This is a genomic window from Mycobacterium sp. 1165196.3 (assembly GCF_001673415.1).
GTDB lineage: Bacteria > Actinomycetota > Actinomycetes > Mycobacteriales > Mycobacteriaceae > Mycobacterium > Mycobacterium europaeum_A.
In genome coordinates, this window is sequence record NZ_LZLU01000250.1 from 1 (window position 1) to 17,764 (window position 17,764).

Annotated in this window: 14 protein-coding genes and 2 tRNA genes; 5 read left to right on the forward strand and 11 right to left on the reverse strand. The window is 67.1% G+C overall.

The window, feature by feature from the left end; translation table 11 throughout:
* The coding region (locus tag A5659_RS29050) for a transglycosylase family protein (protein WP_197498187.1) at window positions 1-374 on the forward strand (374 nt) is incomplete at its 5' end.
* 1,119 nt (window positions 375-1,493) lie between these two features.
* Here the strand turns inward: A5659_RS29050 and mobA are convergent.
* The 4 genes from mobA to clpX all read right to left on the reverse strand — a co-directional run bounded on the left by mobA (window position 1,494) and on the right by clpX (window position 6,890).
* Window positions 1,494-2,111, reverse strand: a complete 618-nt coding sequence (gene mobA / locus A5659_RS24115) for a molybdenum cofactor guanylyltransferase (protein WP_082972116.1) — start codon at window positions 2,109-2,111, stop codon at window positions 1,494-1,496.
* Window position 2,112: 1 nt separating this feature from the next.
* Complete coding sequence (locus A5659_RS24120; protein ID WP_067184786.1) at window positions 2,113-3,213, reverse strand: 2-oxoacid:ferredoxin oxidoreductase subunit beta; 1,101 nt, start codon at window positions 3,211-3,213, stop codon at window positions 2,113-2,115.
* A gap of 48 nt (window positions 3,214-3,261) precedes the next feature.
* Window positions 3,262-5,217, reverse strand: coding sequence for a 2-oxoacid:acceptor oxidoreductase subunit alpha (locus A5659_RS24125; protein ID WP_156749350.1), 1,956 nt, complete (start codon window positions 5,215-5,217; stop codon window positions 3,262-3,264).
* A 392-nt stretch (window positions 5,218-5,609) separates the two neighbouring features.
* Complete coding sequence (clpX, locus tag A5659_RS24130) at window positions 5,610-6,890, reverse strand: ATP-dependent Clp protease ATP-binding subunit ClpX (protein WP_064953001.1); 1,281 nt, start codon at window positions 6,888-6,890, stop codon at window positions 5,610-5,612.
* A 341-nt stretch (window positions 6,891-7,231) separates the two neighbouring features.
* Here clpX and mmuM point away from each other — a divergent pair, with 341 nt between their 5' ends.
* Window positions 7,232-8,155, forward strand: a complete 924-nt coding sequence (mmuM, locus tag A5659_RS24135; RefSeq protein WP_231998004.1) for a homocysteine S-methyltransferase — start codon at window positions 7,232-7,234, stop codon at window positions 8,153-8,155.
* A gap of 28 nt (window positions 8,156-8,183) precedes the next feature.
* On the opposite strand, the gene clpP2 is transcribed toward mmuM, so the two are convergent.
* The 4 genes from clpP2 to A5659_RS24155 all read right to left on the reverse strand — a co-directional run bounded on the left by clpP2 (window position 8,184) and on the right by A5659_RS24155 (window position 11,079).
* A complete protein-coding gene (gene clpP2, locus A5659_RS24140) occupies window positions 8,184-8,819 on the reverse strand; it encodes an ATP-dependent CLP protease proteolytic subunit ClpP2 (RefSeq protein ID WP_066860217.1) in 636 nt (211 codons plus the stop codon).
* A complete protein-coding gene (gene clpP1 / locus A5659_RS24145; RefSeq protein ID WP_066860220.1) occupies window positions 8,816-9,406 on the reverse strand; it encodes an ATP-dependent CLP protease proteolytic subunit ClpP1 in 591 nt (196 codons plus the stop codon). The genes clpP2 and clpP1 overlap by 4 nt, the downstream gene beginning before the upstream one ends.
* Window positions 9,407-9,521: 115 nt before the next feature.
* On the reverse strand, window positions 9,522-10,925 hold the full coding sequence (tig, locus tag A5659_RS24150) for a trigger factor (RefSeq protein WP_067184788.1): 1,404 nt from the start codon (window positions 10,923-10,925) through the stop codon (window positions 9,522-9,524).
* A gap of 77 nt (window positions 10,926-11,002) precedes the next feature.
* Window positions 11,003-11,079: transfer RNA gene (locus A5659_RS24155), tRNA-Pro, on the reverse strand.
* A gap of 148 nt (window positions 11,080-11,227) precedes the next feature.
* Here A5659_RS24155 and A5659_RS24160 point away from each other — a divergent pair.
* Together A5659_RS24160 and A5659_RS24165 are read left to right on the forward strand one after the other, a co-directional pair.
* Window positions 11,228-11,298 (forward strand) — tRNA-Gly (locus tag A5659_RS24160).
* 32 nt (window positions 11,299-11,330) lie between these two features.
* Window positions 11,331-12,521, forward strand: coding sequence for a serine hydrolase domain-containing protein (locus tag A5659_RS24165; protein WP_066860226.1), 1,191 nt, complete (start codon window positions 11,331-11,333; stop codon window positions 12,519-12,521).
* A gap of 440 nt (window positions 12,522-12,961) precedes the next feature.
* Here A5659_RS24165 and A5659_RS24170 read toward each other — a convergent pair whose 3' ends face one another.
* The 3 genes from A5659_RS24170 to A5659_RS24180 form a co-directional block, all read right to left on the reverse strand.
* Window positions 12,962-13,768 carry an Fpg/Nei family DNA glycosylase gene (locus A5659_RS24170; RefSeq protein ID WP_067184793.1) on the reverse strand — a complete coding sequence of 269 codons (807 nt, stop codon included), beginning with the start codon at window positions 13,766-13,768 and terminating at the stop codon, window positions 12,962-12,964.
* Between the two features lie 18 nt (window positions 13,769-13,786).
* Window positions 13,787-14,266, reverse strand: a complete 480-nt coding sequence (locus A5659_RS24175; protein WP_066860232.1) for a ribose-5-phosphate isomerase — start codon at window positions 14,264-14,266, stop codon at window positions 13,787-13,789.
* Between the two features lie 71 nt (window positions 14,267-14,337).
* Window positions 14,338-14,961 carry a DsbA family protein gene (locus A5659_RS24180; RefSeq protein ID WP_066860235.1) on the reverse strand — a complete coding sequence of 208 codons (624 nt, stop codon included), beginning with the start codon at window positions 14,959-14,961 and terminating at the stop codon, window positions 14,338-14,340.
* Window positions 14,962-15,052: 91 nt separating this feature from the next.
* Here A5659_RS24180 and pepN point away from each other — a divergent pair, with 91 nt between their 5' ends.
* Window positions 15,053-17,677, forward strand: a complete 2,625-nt coding sequence (gene pepN / locus A5659_RS24185) for an aminopeptidase N (protein WP_067184796.1) — start codon at window positions 15,053-15,055, stop codon at window positions 17,675-17,677.
* The last annotated feature ends 87 nt before the right edge of the window (window positions 17,678-17,764 follow it).

The window sequence follows — 17,764 nt, forward strand, 5'->3', positions numbered from 1 at the left end:
CCTGCGAGTGCAGCACGTTCTCGGCCACCCGGATCTGCTCCTCGCGGCTCGCGCCGGACGGGGAGCCACTGCCGCCGCCTGCCCACCGCGCCTACAGCGTGAACTGGGATGCCATCGCGCAGTGCGAGTCGGGTGGCAACTGGGGCATCAGCACCGGTAACGGCTTCTCCGGTGGACTGCAGTTCACCCCGAGCACCTGGCACGCCAACGGCGGCAGTGGCTCCCCGTCCGGCGCGAGCCGCGAGGAGCGTCTGGGGCGGGGGGCGGCGGGGCGTCCGGCGCGGGCCCGGCGACCGGCGCGTTCGGGTCGAAACCCACCGCTTCCGGGTCCGCGTGAGCGGTGGCGGATGGGATGGTCACGAGCGTGCCCGTGACCGCGGCAAGAATGAGCGTCTTTCGGACGTTCTTCAAGTCGTCTTCCTTTCACTGCGCGCGCGCCAAAGCAAGCCCACGGAGGTGGGCCGAAGCTATTGGTTGATGCCTGCTTTGAAACGTGCCGTCTTGGTCAGGCACGGCAGCGGCGGGCCAAGTCTGCCCGGCGGGTCTTACCCACCGACCACGGTCGGGCTTTCGCCGTCCGTAGCGCCGCTCAACACGCGGATCCGTAGATTCAATTATCTGATTACTTTTCCGTAACCCGTTGTGGGCTAACAGGGACCGTAGAAGACCTCGGCGCGTTCGTCATCTTGGGAAACCGGATATCTCGTTTCGATATCGGGCCGATCACGCCGCGGTACCGAGGGCATTTACGCAGGTCACCAGTGCGTTTCGGCGATCGCCCCTTGAACGGCACGGACAAACAAATCGTGAGCCGAATCACCTGCGTTTTGTGAGCTGGCGCACGTTTATTTGCGGGGGTTCCGCCGATTCGTCAGCGCTTTCAACGGATCCCGGCCCCCGCGGCAGTCGGCGTAGGGTACCGCAACGTTGGCCCGATGCAACTTTCCCACGCCAAGGGCGTCGATGGAATCACGTGCATGACTCAATTACGATGCGCACCAGCGCAATACAATGCTCAGAACAACAGGGGGCGGGCTTGGTGGTGGCCCGGATGTGAGATGCTGAGTATTGCCCTGTCTGGCAACGCTTTTCATTCAAATATGCATGACGACAACAACTCTCGGCACAAAACCGAGGAAGTGCTGGCGTCATAGAAACCGGGCTGTGCGTCGCCTAGCGGCGGCGCCATCGACGGAAAGAGCGGGGCGATACGGACAGCGTCAATTTGCCAGAAATATTGCGTAACCAATATGGCAGGCCCCAGCGCCTGGCGTCGTCACCGCCGAAGGGCGCTCGCAGAATATCCTCAAATCGCTGCCGCCCCAACAGATCACGGCACCCCGCCGCACACGGCATTGGCGCGGCAATCGATCGCCGAGGTGTCTCGCCCCACGGCGATGCGCGTTTACATTATGGCATTTCGGAAAACCGAATTGTCCGCGTCGAATTGATCGAAAAAAGCGAAAAGCGGCGGCCGAGCGCCGCCGCTCGGCTCAGCCGCGGGACTGCGCCAGCGCGAGCAGATCGCTCTCGGTGTTGACGTTGGCCAGGAAGCGCGATTCCGGCAGCACGATCTGCTGGGCGTCGGAGGCGTCGATCAGGGCACGCATGGAGCGAGCGCCGCCGGCCACCAGGCCGCTGATCCGCTCGGCCAAATCGGTGCGGTAGACGGCGGCGAGGTAGTGGCTGCGGCCGTCCCACGGCAGCACGATCTCGGCGTTGGTCTCGCCGGCCAACTGCACCAGCTCGTCGATCAACTCCGCGGACAGCAGCGGCATATCGACGGCGCAGACGAAGGCGTACCGGGCGCCCGCCTCGGCGGCCGCCCGCAGCCCGCGTCCGGTCGCCGGCAGCGGCCCCTGGCCGCGCACCTCGTCGCGGATGACCTGCGCCTGCACCGCGGGCAACGGTTGCCCCGGCGCGGCCATCACGAACAGCGGCTCGCAGCGCTGCGCGAGAACCCCGGCGACGTATTCGAGCAGCGTGGCGGCGCCACCCGGGCCGGGCAAGGTGGCCTTGTCGCGGCCCATCCGTCGCGATTCGCCGCCGGCCAGCACGATGCCCGCCAACGACCCGGCCTTTTCTGTGTTGTCGGGCACCTGGTCGCCCACGTCAGTCGACGGTCCAGGTGTCGCGCCCGCGCAACAGCGATTGCAGCGCGGCGGTGTCGAACGGCTTTGCCGACTGGGCCGCCTGGACCTGCGAACGCGCCGCGTCGTCATAGGTCGGCCGGCTGATGTCGCGGAAGATGCCCAGCACGGTGTGTTCGAGGTTCTGGTCCGACAACCGGGACAGGGCGAAGGCGTAGGCCGAGTTGTCGCTGTGCGCGTCGTGCACCACGATCTCGTCGACCGACACGTCGGCGGTCTTAGCCACCTCCAGCCCGAAGCCGGACTTCACCACGCAGTATTCGCCGTTGGCGCCGAACACAATCGGCTCGCCGTGGCGGACGTTGATGACCCGCTCCTCGGAACCTTCCTTGCGCAACGCGTCGAACGAGCCGTCGTTGAAGATCGGGCAGTCCTGCAGGATCTCAACGACGGCGGCGCCGCGATGCCCGGCGGCGGCGCGCAGCACCTCGGTCAGTCCATTGCGGTCGGAGTCCAGCGCGCGGCCGACGAAGGTCGCCTCGGCACCCAGGGCCAACGAGACCGGGTTGAACGGGTGATCCAGCGATCCCATCGGGGTCGACTTGGTGACCTTGCCGACCTCCGACGTCGGCGAATACTGCCCCTTGGTGAGGCCGTAGATCCGGTTGTTGAACAGCAGGATGGTGATGTTGACGTTGCGGCGCAGCGCGTGGATCAGGTGGTTGCCGCCGATCGACAAGGCGTCGCCGTCGCCGGTGACCACCCACACCGACAGGTCCTCGCGGGCCAGCGCCAGGCCGGTCGCGATGGCCGGTGCGCGGCCGTGGATCGAGTGGAAGCCGTAGGTCTCCAGGTAGTACGGGAACCGGCTCGAGCAGCCGATGCCGCTGATGAACACGATGTTCTCGCGGCGCAACCCGAGGTCGGGCAGGAAGTTGCGGATGGTGTTGAGGATGACGTAGTCACCGCAGCCCGGGCACCAACGGACCTCTTGGTCACTGGTGAAGTCCTTGGACTTGTGCGGCTGGTCCTGCGCAGACAACCTGGGGACCCCGTCGTTTTTGGTCAACTTCGCGGTCACACCGAGGTCTTTGCCGGCCAGGTTGCCGATCAGGTCAGTCACGAGCGTCGCTCCTCCTCATCGCTTCGCTCTGCATTGGCGCCGGCACCATCATGCGCCGGCCCCAACCGTTGCTGCCGCCATTCTGGCGACCATCGTCTTGTCGTTCTCGACTTCGGCCAGCGTCCCGCCCAGCGCGGCGCGGATGACCCGGCCGATCTCGTCGGCCAGGAACGCGACGCCTTGCACCTTGCTGACCGATTGCACGTCCACCAGGTACTTGCCCCGCAGCAGGAACGCCAGTTGGCCCAGGTTCATTTCCGGCGCGACCACCTGCGGGTAGCGCCGGAGCACCTCACCCAGGTTGGCCGGGAAGGGGTTCAGGTAGCGCAGGTGGGCGTGGGCCACCTTGATGCCCTTGCGCCGCGCGCGCCGGCACGCTTCACCGATCGGACCGTACGAGCTGCCCCAGCCGATCAGCAGCAGCTCGGCGTCGCCGGTCGGGTCGTCGACCTCCAGATCGGGGACCGAGATCCCGTCGATCTTGGCCTGGCGCAACCGGACCATGAGGTCGTGGTTGACCGGCTCGTAGGAGATGTTGCCCGAGCCGTTGGCCGCTTCCAGGCCGCCGATGCGGTGCTCGAGACCCGGGGTGCCGGGGACGGCGAACTGCCGCGCCAGCGTCTCGGGGTCGCGGGCGTAGGGCTGGAAAGGCTCGTCGGGCTTGGCGAACGTGTGCGTGATGCGTGGCAGCGTGCTGACGTCCGGAATGCGCCACGGCTCCGACCCGTTGGCGATGGCGCCGTCGGACAGCACGATCACCGGGGTGTGGTACGACACCGCGATGCGCGCCGCCTCGAGCGCGGTTTCGAAGCAGTCCGAGGGTGAGCGCGGGGCCAGCACCGCGACCGGCGACTCCCCGTTGCGGCCGAACAACGCCTGCAGCAGGTCGGCCTGCTCGGTCTTGGTGGGCAGGCCGGTCGAAGGGCCGCCGCGCTGGACGTCGACGACGAGCAACGGCAGCTCGGTCATCACGGCCAGCCCGAGGGCTTCGGACTTCAGCGAGATGCCCGGACCCGACGTGGTGGTGACGCCGAGCGCGCCGCCGTACGAGGCGCCGATGGCGGCACAGATGCCACCGATCTCATCCTCGGCCTGGAAGGTGATGACGTTGAAGTTCTTGTGCTTGGACAGCTCGTGCAGGATGTCGGACGCCGGGGTGATCGGGTAGCTGCCGAGCATGACCGGGATGTCGGCCAGCTGGCCGGCCGCCACGATGCCGTACGCCAGGGCGGTGTTGCCCGAGATCTGGCGGTATTCGCCCGAGGGCAGGGTCGCCCGGGACACCTCGTAGGTGGTGCCGAAGGCCTCGGTCGTCTCGCCGTAGTTCCAGCCGGCCTTGAGCGCCAGCACGTTGGTCTCGGCGACCTCGGGCTTGCGGGCGAACTTCTCCCGGATGAACTTCTCGCTGGTCTCGATCGGCCGCCCGTACATCCACGACAGCAGGCCCAGCGCGAACATGTTCTTGGCGCGCTGGCCGTCCTTCTTGGTGGCGCCGATCGTCTCGACCGCACCGAGCGTCAGGGTGGTCATCGCGACGGAATGCACGACGTAGTCCGACAACTCGTCGGTCTCCAGCGGATTGGTGACGTAGCCGACCTTGGTCAGGTTGCGTTTGGTGAACTCGTCGGAATTGGCGATCACCATGCCGCCACGGGGCAAGTCCCCGATATTGGCCTTGAGCGCTGCGGGGTTCATTGCGACGAGGACGTCGGGCCGGTCACCGGCGGTCAGGATGTCGTAGTCGGCGATCTGGATCTGGAACGACGAGACGCCGGGCAGCGTGCCTGCGGGGGCGCGGATCTCGGCCGGGTAATTGGGCTGGGTCGCCAGGTCGTTGCCGAAAAGCGCTGCCTCGGAGGTGAACCGGTCGCCGGTGAGCTGCATGCCGTCGCCGGAGTCACCGGCAAAGCGAATGACGACTTGCTCGAGGCGCTGACGGGCAGATCCGTTGGGGGGAGCCCCATTCTGTGAGTCTGATCCGGCTCCGCTGCCGTTCGGATCCACCTCTTTGCCCTCCACTTTGTTCACCGCGCGGACACCGCGCGCAAACTAGATTACGCCCGTGAAAGTGACTTTCCGGCCGTGTCGGTTTGATGTCACTGGAAGTATCAATTATGGCACTGATTTTCGGTCACCATCGCCGTCCCTGGGCCGTTGTCTCGCAAGCCTTCGCGGCCAAAAGGCGACGTCAGCGTCGTCTACTGATGAGTAGCACGGCAAACTGTGGCGTTGGTCACGTCTTGCGCGTTAGCAACCGTCGTTCATACCGTGCCCGCCGTGGGTAGCGGCCCAAGCCGCCACGAACGTCGGCCAGGAGGAAGTTCAGCAGGTCCAGGCCACGCCCAAGACGCCGGGGAACGGCGTCGCCGGGGATGGCCGTGCGCCCGAGGAGCTAGTTAGGCGCTCTTGTCCCGACGCTCGGAGCGCGACGGCTTGCGCGGCACGATGGTCGGCAGCACGTTGTCCTGGACGGTCTCCTTGGTCACCACGACCTTGGCGACGTCGTCGCGGCTCGGGATGTCGTACATCACCGGCAGCAGGACCTCTTCCATGATCGCCCGCAGGCCGCGAGCCCCGGTGCCGCGGTGGATCGCCTGGTCGGCGATCGCTTCCAGCGCGTCGTCGGTGAACTCGAGCTCGACGTTGTCCATCTCGAAGAGCCGGGTGTACTGCTTGACCAACGCGTTCTTGGGCTCGGAGAGGATCTTGACCAGCGACTCGCGATCCAGGTTGGTGACCGAGGCGACCACCGGCAGCCGGCCGATGAACTCGGGGATCAGGCCGAACTTGATCAGGTCTTCGGGCATCACTTCGGCGAAGTGGTCGGTGGTATCGATCTCGGCCTTGGAGCGCACCTCCGCGCCGAAGCCCAGGCCGCGCTTGCCGACCCGCTCGTAGATGATCTTCTCCAGGCCCGCGAAGGCACCCGCGACGATGAACAGCACGTTGGTGGTGTCGATCTGGATGAACTCTTGGTGCGGGTGTTTGCGGCCGCCCTGCGGGGGAACCGAGGCCTGAGTGCCTTCCAGGATCTTCAGCAGGGCCTGTTGGACGCCCTCTCCGGAGACGTCGCGGGTGATCGACGGGTTTTCGCTCTTGCGGGCGATCTTGTCGACCTCGTCGATGTAGATGATGCCGGTCTCGGCGCGCTTGACGTCGTAGTCGGCGGCTTGGATCAGCTTGAGCAAGATGTTCTCGACGTCCTCACCGACATATCCGGCTTCGGTCAGGGCGGTGGCGTCGGCGATGGCGAACGGGACATTGAGCATCTTGGCGAGCGTCTGGGCCAGGTAGGTCTTTCCACAACCGGTCGGCCCGAGCATCAGGATGTTGGACTTGGTCAGCTCGACCGGCTCGTGCCGCGAGTCCCGGCCCTTTTCACCGGCCTGGATCCGCTTGTAGTGGTTGTAGACGGCGACGGCCAGGGTCCGCTTCGCGGTGTCCTGCCCGATGACGTATCCCTCGAGGAACTCCCGGATCTCGATCGGCTTGGGGAGTTCATCGAGCTTGACGTCGTCGGCGTCGGCGAGCTCCTCTTCGATGATCTCGTTGCAGAGGTCGATGCATTCATCGCAGATGTACACACCGGGGCCCGCAATGAGTTTCTTGACCTGCTTCTGGCTCTTCCCGCAGAACGAGCACTTCAGCAGGTCACCGCCGTCTCCGATCCGTGCCATGGTGCGTCAGCGCCTACTTCCTGTTCGCCGTTGCTGTTGCCTGTCCCCGCATGTATTCACCGACGCTACCCGCTTGATCGGGCCCGCCGCGACCATAAGCGCCGAATCGCGCCGATGGTATTTGCAGGAGTTCGTGCCTGTTCCGTATGGATGAAACATATAGCCACACGGTGCCCGTCACTCGCGAAAGACGCGCTTTGTGTGTCTTTGGCGTGTCGCGGTCGTGATGCGACCGAGGCTGGCTGTCCCCCGATCCCACCACCGGGCGGAGGTGCCAACCCGACGCCGACGATCGCGCGAGGCCTGGGCGGACCCCCAGGAAATCACCCTACAGTGGCGAGGTGGGTTTGGCTGCGGGCTTCGACTGGCCCGGCGGATCCGTGCTGCTCGACGGCGGGTTGGCCACCGAGCTCGAAGCCCGCGGCCATGACCTTTCCGATTCCCTGTGGTCGGCCCGGCTGCTCGCGGACGCCCCGCAGGACGTCGTCGCCGTGCACGCCGCCTACTTTCGTGCCGGGGCGGCGATCGCGACGACGGCGAGCTACCAGGCATCGTTCGAGGGCTTTGCGGCCCGAGGGTTCGATCGCGGGGAGACCGCCGGGTTGTTGCGCCGCAGCGTCGCGCTCGCCCGGGCGGCGCGCGATGGCACCGGCGTCGACGGCCTGTTGGTCGCCGCCTCGGTCGGCCCGTACGGCGCGGCGCTGGCCGACGGGTCCGAATACCGCGGCCGCTACGGCCTGTCGGTTGCGGCGTTGGCGCGCTGGCATCGGCCGCGGCTGGAGGTCCTGGCCGCCGCCGGCGCCGACGTGCTCGCGTGTGAAACGGTGCCCGACGTCGACGAGGCGCGGGCGCTGGTCGAGTTGGTGCGCGCGGTCGGCGTGCCGGCCTGGCTGAGCTACACCATCGACGGGGACCGCACCCGCGCCGGGCAACCACTGGCCGAGGCCTTCGCGGTGGCGGCCGGCGTCGACGAGATCGTCGCGCTCGGGGTGAACTGCTGCGCGCCCGCGGACGTGTTGCCCGCGATCGCGCACGCCGCGCCCGTCGGGAAACCCGTCATCGTCTACCCGAACAGCGGAGAACGCTGGGATGCTTTGCGGCGCAAGTGGATCGGCCCGTCACGGTTCGGCGCCGACCTGGCCGCGCAGTGGATCGCGGCCGGCGCCCGCATCGTCGGCGGATGCTGCCGGGTGGGGCCCGCCGATATCGCGGCGATTCACCGAGCGTGCAGTCAGGGCGAAAAATCGCGCGAAGATTCGCCGTGAGTGCACGCTCGGCGACGGGCCGGGAACGCTAGGCGGTCTGCGCCGAGAGCTTCCGGTACTCGAGCACGGTGTCGATGATCCCGTAATCCTTGGCCTCTTCGGCAGTCAGGATCTTGTCCCGGTCGGTGTCCTTGCGGACCGTCGCGGCGTCCTTGCCGGTGTGGCGGGCCAGGGTGGTCTCCATCAGCGTGCGCATCCGCTCGATCTCGGCGGCCTGGATCTCCAGATCGGAGAACTGCCCCTGGATCACGCCCTGCAGCGAGGGCTGATGGATGAGCACCCGGGCGTTGGGCAGCGCCATCCGCTTGCCCGGTGTCCCGGCGGCCAGCAGCACCGCCGCGGCCGACGCGGCCTGGCCCAGGCACACCGTCTGGATGTCGGCACGCACGTACTGCATGGTGTCGTAAATCGCCATCAGCGAGGTGAATCCGCCACCGGGCGAGTTGATGTACATGGTGATGTCACGGTCGGGGTCCAGCGACTCGAGCACCAGCAGCTGGGCCATGATGTCGTTCGCCGACGCGTCGTCGACCTGGACGCCGAGGAAGATGATGCGCTCCTCGAACAGCTTGTTGTAGGGATTGGACTCCTTGATCCCAAAGCTGGAGTGCTCGATGAACGACGGCAGGATGTAGCGCGCCTGGGGCTGGGTTTCGGGGTTCACTGGGCTTCTCCATTGGTGATGTGGGCGGCGCGGGTGATGATGTGGTCGACGAAGCCGTATTCGAGGGCTTCCTGCGCGGTGAACCAGCGGTCGCGATCGGAATCCGCCTCGATGCGCTCGATCGACTGGCCGGTGAATTCCGCGTTGAGGCGGAACATCTCCTTCTTGATGACCGTGAATTGCTCGGCCTGGATGGCGATGTCGGCCGCGCTACCGGTCACGCCGCCCAGCGGCTGGTGCATCAGGATGCGGGCGTGCGGCAGGGCGAAGCGCTTACCTTTGGTTCCCGCCGCCAGCAGGAACTCGCCCATCGAGGCGGCCATGCCCATCGCGTAGGTGGCGATGTCGCACGGCGCCAGCACCATGGTGTCGTAAATCGCCATCCCGGCGCTGATCGATCCGCCGGGCGAATTGATGTAGAGCGAAATGTCCTTGTCCGCGTCCTCGGCGGCGAGCAGCAGGATCTGCGCACACAGCCGATTGGCGACCTCGTCGTTGACCTCCGAACCCAGGAAGATGATGCGCTCGGAGAGCAAGCGCTCATAGACCGAGTCCGTGAGGTTGAGACCCTGCGAGGGCGAACGCATGTCAGTCACGACTGGGTTACCTGCTTTCTTTCAGACCTGTATTCACGACACTAACCAACCAAGGCCGCCGTTTCGCGGCACGCACCCCGCGTTCGCTCACAGCGTCACGGCGCGGTCACTCCCCGGCGTCGGCCTCGTCGGATTCACCGGCCTCCGAAGTTGGACCGTCGCCCTCCGACGTTGGACCGTCGCCCTCCGAACGCTTGCCGAAGAACTCACTCGTGTCGATGGCGTTTCCGGCGGTGTCGGTGACGGTCGCCGCCCGGATCACCTCGGCGATGGCCAGCGCCCGGCGCACATCGGCGAACATGGCCGGCAGCTGGTTGTTCTCCTGCAGGTAGGCCAACAGCTGCTGGGGCTCGATGCCGTATTGGCGCGACGTCGCGACCAGCCGCTCGGTCAGGTCCTCCTGGCCGACCTGAACCTCCAGCTCGTCGGCCAGGGCGTCCAGCAGCAGCTGCCGTTTCACGTCCGTCTCGGCGGCGGTGCGCGTCTCGGTCTCGAACTCCTCGCGGGACTTGCCCTGCTGGGCCAGCACTTCCTCGAGCTTGGATTCGTCGTGGTTGAGGCTGTGCAAGGCGTTGTGCAGGGCGCTGTCGACCTGGGCCTTGACGATCGCTTCCGGCAGCGGCACTTCGACCTGCTCGAGCAGCGTGTCGAGCGCGGCCTCCCGGATGTTCTCGGCCTGCTGGGCGCGCTTGGTCCGGCCGACCTGGTCGCGCAGGTTGGCCTTGAGCTCCTCGATGGTGTCGAACTCGCTGGCCAGTTGGGCGAACTCGTCGTCGGCCTCGGGCAGCTCGCGTTCCTTGATCGACTTGACGGTGACGGTGACCTGCGCGTCCTTGCCTGCGTGCTCGCCGGTCGCCAGCTGCGCGGTGAATTCCTTGGACTCGTCGACGGACAACCCGATCAGGGCTTCGTCGAGGCCCGCGATCAGCCGGCCCGAGCCGACCTCGTGGGACAGGCCCTGCGCGGCGGCGCCCGGAACCTCTTCACCGTCGATGGTGGCCGACAGGTCGATCGAGACGAAGTCGCCGTCGGCGACCGGGCGGTCCACCCCGGTCAGCGTGCCGAATCGGGCACGCAGAGACTGCAGTTCGGCGTCCACGTCCTCGTCGCTGACCTCGATCGGGTCCACCGACACCTTGAGCGCACCGGGGTCCGGCAGGGCGAGCTTGGGTCGCACGTCGACCTCGGCGGTGAACGCCAGCTCCTCGCCGTACTCCTTCTTGGTGACCTCGATCTCGGGCTGACCCAGCGGGTGCACCTCTGATTCGGCGACGGCCTGCCCGTACCGCGCCGGCAGCGCCTCGCTGACCACCTGATCCAGCATGGCCTCGCGACCGAACCGGGCCTCCAGCAACTTCGCCGGCGCCTTGCCCGGCCGGAATCCAGGCAGTCGCACCTGGCGGGCCAGCTCCTTGTAGGCGCGCTGGAAGTCGGGTTCGAGTTCTGAGAAGGGGACCTCCACGTTGATGCGCACCCGGGTGGGGCTCAACTGCTCAACGGTGCTCTTCACGGGTGTGCTCCTCAGTGCTCGTTCTTGGCTCGTTCTCGGTGGTCGGTGGGCCGCGCGCAGGGCGCGGCCGGTGGTGCTGGTCGGGGTGACAGGATTTGAACCTGCGGCCTTCCGCTCCCAAAGCGGATGCGCTACCAAGCTGCGCTACACCCCGCGCTGACCTCGATGATCCTAAGGCCCCTCAACACCGGGTTGGCCACGGGCTTCGCAGCGACGTCGCAGACCTCACGGAGCGATCACAAAACCGAGTCGATTAGATTTGATCTTCGTCGCCAGCTACAGTCACGCTCGACTAACTACATGCGGGCGTAGCTCAATGGTAGAGCCCTAGTCTTCCAAACTAGCTACGCGGGTTCGATTCCCGTCGCCCGCTCGGGCTAACTATCTGCTCGATAGAGAGGCGCCATGAGCGACCTGTTGACCGACGCGTTGATCCACGGCTCATGCGCGTCGGACTTCGTCGGGGTTCGCGACGCGTTCGAGCGCAATTTCACGCTGGGCAACGAAGTCGGCGCGGCCGTCGCGGTGTGGGTCGACGGGTCTCTAGTGGTCAATCTGTGGGGTGGCTGGGCCGACGCGGCCCGCACCCGACCGTGGCAGCAAAACACCCTGACCACCGTCTTGTCCGGCACGAAGGGCCTGTCGGCCACCTGCGTGCACCAGCTCGCCGACCGCGGCGAACTGGACCTGCACGCCCCCGTCGCGCACTACTGGCCCGAGTTCGCCCAGGCGGGCAAGCAAGACATCACGCTGGCGATGGTGATGAGCCACCGCTCCGGGGTGATCGGCCCGCGCACCCGGATGCGGTGGGAGCAGGTCGCCGACTGGGACTACGTCTGCGAACAGCTGGCCGCCGCCGAGCCGTGGTGGGAGCCGGGCACCGCGCAGGGCTACCACATGACCACCTTCGGTTTCATCACCGGCGAGGTGTTCCGCCGGGTGACGGGCCGGACCATCGGCCAGTACCTGCGCACCGAGATCGCCGAACCGTTGGGCGCCGACGTGCACATCGGGTTGCCGCTGAGCGAGCAACACCGGTGCGCCGAGCGGGTCAACAAGCCGCATGCCCGCGATCTGCTGGCCGACGCGAAGGCGCCGGGCTACCCGAGGAGCCTGGCCGAGCACCCCAAGGCGGGGCTGTCGATCTCGATGGGGTTCGCCCCCGACGACGAACTCGGCTCGCACGACCTGAACCTGTGGCGCGAACTCGAGTTCCCGGGCACCAACGGGCAGGTCTCGGCGCTGGGACTGGCGACGTTCTACAACGCGCTCGCCCAGGAGAAGGTGCTCAGCCGCGAGCACATGGACCTGGTGCGGGTCTGCCAGGGCGGCCTGGAGACCGACCTGGTGCTGGGGCCGCGGGTCGCGGACCACGGCTGGGGTTTGGGTTACATGCTCAACCAGCGTTGCGTCAACGGGCCGAACCCCCGCATCTTCGGCCACGGCGGGCTGGGCGGCTCGTTCGGGTTCGTCGACCTGGAGCACCGCATCGGTTACGCGTATGTGGCCAATCACTTCGACCCGACCAAGGCCAATGCGGACCCACGCAGCCTGGTGCTGTCCAACGAGGTCTACTCCGTGCTGGGAGTCATCTGACGCTCAACGCAGATGCGCCCCGCCGATTCGGCGGGGCGCATTTGGTTGCGTGACTGGTCGGATCAGGGGTGCCAGCCGGGAGGCGGCGGCGGTCCACCCGGGCCGCCCGGTCCCCACGGGCCGCCGGGGTGCGGCGGTCCCCCCGGCCCCCAGCCCGGCGGTCCAGGAGGCCCTCCGCGCCAGTCGTGGCAGTTGTTCCAGTCCCAGTTGTTGCCCCAGCCCGGGTCCCACCACTCACCCGGGCACCATTGCGGGAAGGGGCCGGGATGGGCCTGCGCCTCAGTTGCAGCGCCCAAGCCCGCCAGACCCAGCCCGCCGATTGCGAGAGCCGTTGCGGCCAAACGTGGAAGAGTTTTCACGGGCTATGTGATACCCGCATAGATGCTTTGGCTAAACAAGTGGCGCCAGTGTTATGGGCTGAAAGTTTCCTGCCAATGCGGTCACTTCTGGCATGTCGGGCACCAGAACACGTTTCGGCCCTCCAGCACCGTCGTGCGAATCGGATCACCGGACACCCGGCAGGGCTCACCGGCCCGCCGGTAGACGTAGGTCCGGGGTCGATCGGGGCGGTACGACGGCGCGCCGTGGTCGTGCTCGGGCCGCACCACGATGATCTTGCCGCGGCGCAATCCGACCTTCATCAACGCGACCAGATCGGTCCAGGCCGCGTCGAACTCATCCTCGCCGACGTCGCGGCCGGGCCGGAACGGGTCGATGCGGTGGCGGAACAGCAGCTCGCTGCGGTAGACGTTGCCCACCCCGGCCATCACGGTCTGGTCCATCAGCAGCGCGCCAATGGGCCTGCGCGACTTGGCAATTCGCTTCCACGCCCACGCCGGGTCGGCGTCGCTGCGCAACGGGTCGGGGCCCAGCCTGGCCAGGACGTCGCTGACCTGGCCTTCGTCGATGACTTCGCACACCGTCGGCCCGCGCAGGTCGGTGCCGTAGCCGGCGCCGATCATGCGCATCCGCACCTGCCCGACCGCTTCGGGAAACAGTCCGTCGCCGGGCCGTTCCCATTCGGTGAAGGCGCCGTACAGGCCGAGGTGCACGTGCACGATCGGCCCGCCGGCGTAGTGATGAAACAGGTGCTTGCCCCACGCGCTGGTGCGCCGCAACACCCGGCCGTCGACCACCGCGGCCGAATCGGCGAAGCGGCCCTGCGGGCTCGACACCGCGACGGGGGCACCGGCGTATCGGCGTTGGTGCAGCCGGGCCAATCGGTGCAGGGTATGCCCTTCGGGCACGCGCAGACCTTTCCGGCGTCAGCTGGCCGCGCCGGGTACCGGCGGGGCCTGGTGGGTACGTTCGTATTCGGCGAGTATGTCGATACGCCGTTGGTGGCGTTCGGCTTTCGACCAGGGCGTGGTCAAGAAGGCGTCGACGATGGCCAGCGCCTCGGCCACGGTGTGCATGCGACCGCCGATGCCGATCAGTTGGGCGTTGTTGTGCTCGCGGGCCAGCGCCGCCGTCTCGACGCTCCAGGCCAGGGCGCAACGGGCGCCGGGCACCTTGTTCGCCGCGATCTGCTCGCCGTTGCCCGACCCGCCCAACACGATGCCCAGGCTGTCCGGGTCGGCCACCGTACGCGTCGCGGCGGCGATGCAAAACGCCGGGTAATCGTCTTCGGCGTCGTAACTGAAGGCGCCACAATCGATCGGCTCGTGCCCGGATTTGGTGAGATGATCGATGATCTGCTGCTTGAGCTCGAATCCGGCGTGGTCAGAGCCGAGGTAGACGCGCATGCCCGCAATCCTTACACAGCCACCCGCGGCGTTGGCGGCGGCGATGGCAAGGCGGGCAGCGCCCTACCGGTCTAGTCGAATTCGGGCTTCTCCGTGCGGCTGCGCTTGAGCTCGAAGAAGTGCGGGTAGGACGCGAAGGCCACCGAGGCGTCCCACAGCTTGCCCGCCTCCTCGCCGCGCGGGATCTTGGACAGCACCGGCCCGAAGAACGCCACATTGTTGACGTGGATGGTCGGTGTGCCGACGTCGTCGCCCACCGCGTCCATGCCGGCGTGGTGGCTCTTGCGCAGCGCCTCGTCGTAGGCGTCGCTGTTCGCGGCGTCCGCCAGCTCCGAGGGCAACCCCACCTCCGCCAGCGACTGCTTGATCACGTCGTCGAGATCTTTGTTGCCCTTGTTGTGGATCTGGGTGCCCATCGCGGTGTACAGCGGCGCGAGCACCTCGGCGCCGTGAGCCTGTTCGGCGGCGATCGCCACCCGCACCGGACCGAAGGCCTTCGACAAGCGTTCGCGGTATTCGTCGGGCAGGCCCTCGCGGTTTTCGTTGAGCACCGCCAGGCTCATCACGTGAAAGTTCACCTCGATGTCGCGGACCTTTTCCACCTCGAGGATCCAGCGCGAGGTGATCCACGCCCACGGACACAGCGGATCGAACCAGAAGTCTGCTTTGTTCTTCGCGGCGGCGGTGTCAGGCATGGCTGATCCTCTCGTTGGTGGAAAGTCCGATCTGCACAACCGTAGGCCTCTGCGTCCTGTTCCCGGTTTGCCCGACCCGTAAGTTGGACACGTGGCACTTCCGAACCTCACCCGTGAACAAGCCGTCGAGCGCGCTTCGCTGATCACCGTCGCCAGCTATCAGATCGACCTCGATCTCACCGACGGTTCCGGGCCTGGTGGACCACCCGGCGAACGGACTTTCCGCTCGATCACCACCGTGGTGTTCGACGCGCTCGCCGGCGCCGACTCGTTCATCGACATTGCCGCCGACACCATCCGCAGCGCCACCCTCAACGGGCGGGACCTGGATGTCTCCGGATACGACGAGTCGACCGGCATCCCGCTGCGCGGGCTGACCGACCGCAACGTCGTCGTGGTAGACGCGGACTGCCGCTACTCCAACACCGGAGAGGGCCTGCATCGGTTCGTCGACCCGGTCGACAACGAGACCTACCTGTACTCGCAGTTCGAAACCGCCGATGCCAAGCGCATGTTCGCCTGTTTCGACCAACCCGACATGAAGGCGACCTTCGACGTGCGGGTGGCCGCGCCCACGCATTGGAAGGTGATCTCCAACGGCGCGGCGGTGTCGGTGACCGACGGCCTGCACACCTTCGCCACCACACCACGGATGAGCACCTATCTGGTCGCGTTGATCGCCGGCCCGTACGCCGAGTGGAACGACTCCTACACCGACGAGCACGGCGAGATCCCGCTGGGGATCTATTGCCGATCCTCGCTGGCCCAATACATGGACGCCGAGCGGCTGTTCACCCAGACCAAGCAGGGATTCGGCTTCTACCACAAGCACTTTGGCCTGCCCTACGCGTTCGGGAAGTACGACCAGCTGTTCGTCCCCGAATTCAATGCCGGCGCGATGGAAAACGCGGGCGCGGTGACCTTCCTGGAGGACTACGTCTTCCGCAGCAAGGTCACCCGGGCCTCCTACGAGCGGCGCGCCGAGACCGTGCTGCACGAGATGGCGCACATGTGGTTCGGCGACCTGGTCACCATGGCGTGGTGGGACGACCTTTGGCTCAACGAGTCGTTCGCGACCTTCGCATCGGTGCTGTGCCAAAGCGAGGCAACGGAATTCACCGAGGCGTGGACGACGTTCGCCACGGTCGAGAAGTCGTGGGCCTATCGGCAGGACCAGTTGCCCTCGACGCATCCGATCGCCGCCGACATCCCCGACCTGGAAGCGGTCGAGGTCAACTTCGACGGCATCACCTACGCCAAGGGCGCTTCGGTGCTCAAGCAACTCGTCGCCTACGTCGGGTTGGAGCACTTCCTGGCGGGACTGCGGGATTACTTCCGCGCGCACGCCTTCGGCAACGCCACGTTCGACGACCTGGTCGCCGCGCTGGAGCAGGCGTCGGGTCGTGACCTGTCCGACTGGGGTCAGCAGTGGCTGAAAACGACCGGGCTAAACACGCTTCGGCCGGAGTTCGACGTCGACGCTGACGGTAAGTTCACCAGGTTCGCGGTGACCCAGAGCGGCGCCGCCCCGGGCGCCGGTGAGACCCGGGTGCACCGGCTCGCGGTCGGGATCTACGACGACAGCGATTCCAGCGGAACCGGAAAGCTGGTGCGGGTACACCGCGAGGAACTCGACGTTGAGGGCCCGGTCACGGAAGTCCCTGCACTGGTTGGTGTTTCGCGGGGCCAGTTGATTCTGGTCAATGACGACGACCTGACATATTGCTCGTTGCGGCTGGATGCCGAGTCGCTGCGCACCGCGCTGGAGCGCATCGCCGACATCGCCGAGCCGCTGCCGCGCTCGCTGGTCTGGTCGGCCGCCTGGGAGATGACGCGCGAGGCCGAGCTACGAGCACGCGACTTCGTGGCCCTGGTCACTGGCGGCGTGCACGCCGAATCCGAGGTCGGGGTGGCCCAGCGGTTATTGCTGCAGGCGCAGACGGCGCTGACGTCCTACGCCGAGCAGGGCTGGGCGCGCGAGCAGGGCTGGCCGCAATTCGCCGACCGGCTGCTGGAGTTGGCGCGTGCCGCGCAACCCGGCTCGGATCACCAGCTCGCCTTCGTCAACACGCTGTGCTCGTCGGTGCTGTCGGCCGACCATGTGGCGACGCTGGCCGACCTGCTCGACCGCGGCCCCGCCGAGTTGGGCCTGGCCGGCCTCGTGGTCGACACCGACCTGCGGTGGCGGATCGTCACGGCGCTGGCCACCGCCGGCAAGATCGACGCCGACGGGCCCGCCACGCCGTTCATCGACGCCGAGGTCGAACGCGACCCGACCGCCGCCGGCAAGCGGCACGGCGCCCAGGCCGCGACGGCCCGACCCCAGTTGCAGGTCAAGGAGGATGCCTGGACGACGGTGGTCGAGGACGACACCCTGGCCAACATCACCGCCCGCTCGATCATCGCGGGCATCGCCCCCGCCGGGCAGGCCGAGTTGCTCAAGCCGTTCACCGAGCGCTATTTCGAGGCGATCTCCGGTGTCTGGGCGCGCCGGTCCAGCGAAGTGGCCCAGACGGTGGTGATCGGCCTGTACCCGCACTGGGATATCAGCGACGACGGCATCGCCGCCGCGGACAGGTTCCTGTCCGACCCCGAGGTGCCCGCGGCGTTGCGCCGCCTGGTACTCGAGGGCCAGGCCGGAGTGAAGCGTTCGTTGCGGGCGCGCCGTTTCGACGCCGGCGAGGGCTCGGCCCCCACGGACGAAGGCGGAGCCTAGGCCGGATGGTGGCGACCCGCTACGCCCGGCTCCACCGCGCTTGCGATCGCCACTAAGCCGGATGGTGGCGACCCGCAGCGCCCGGCT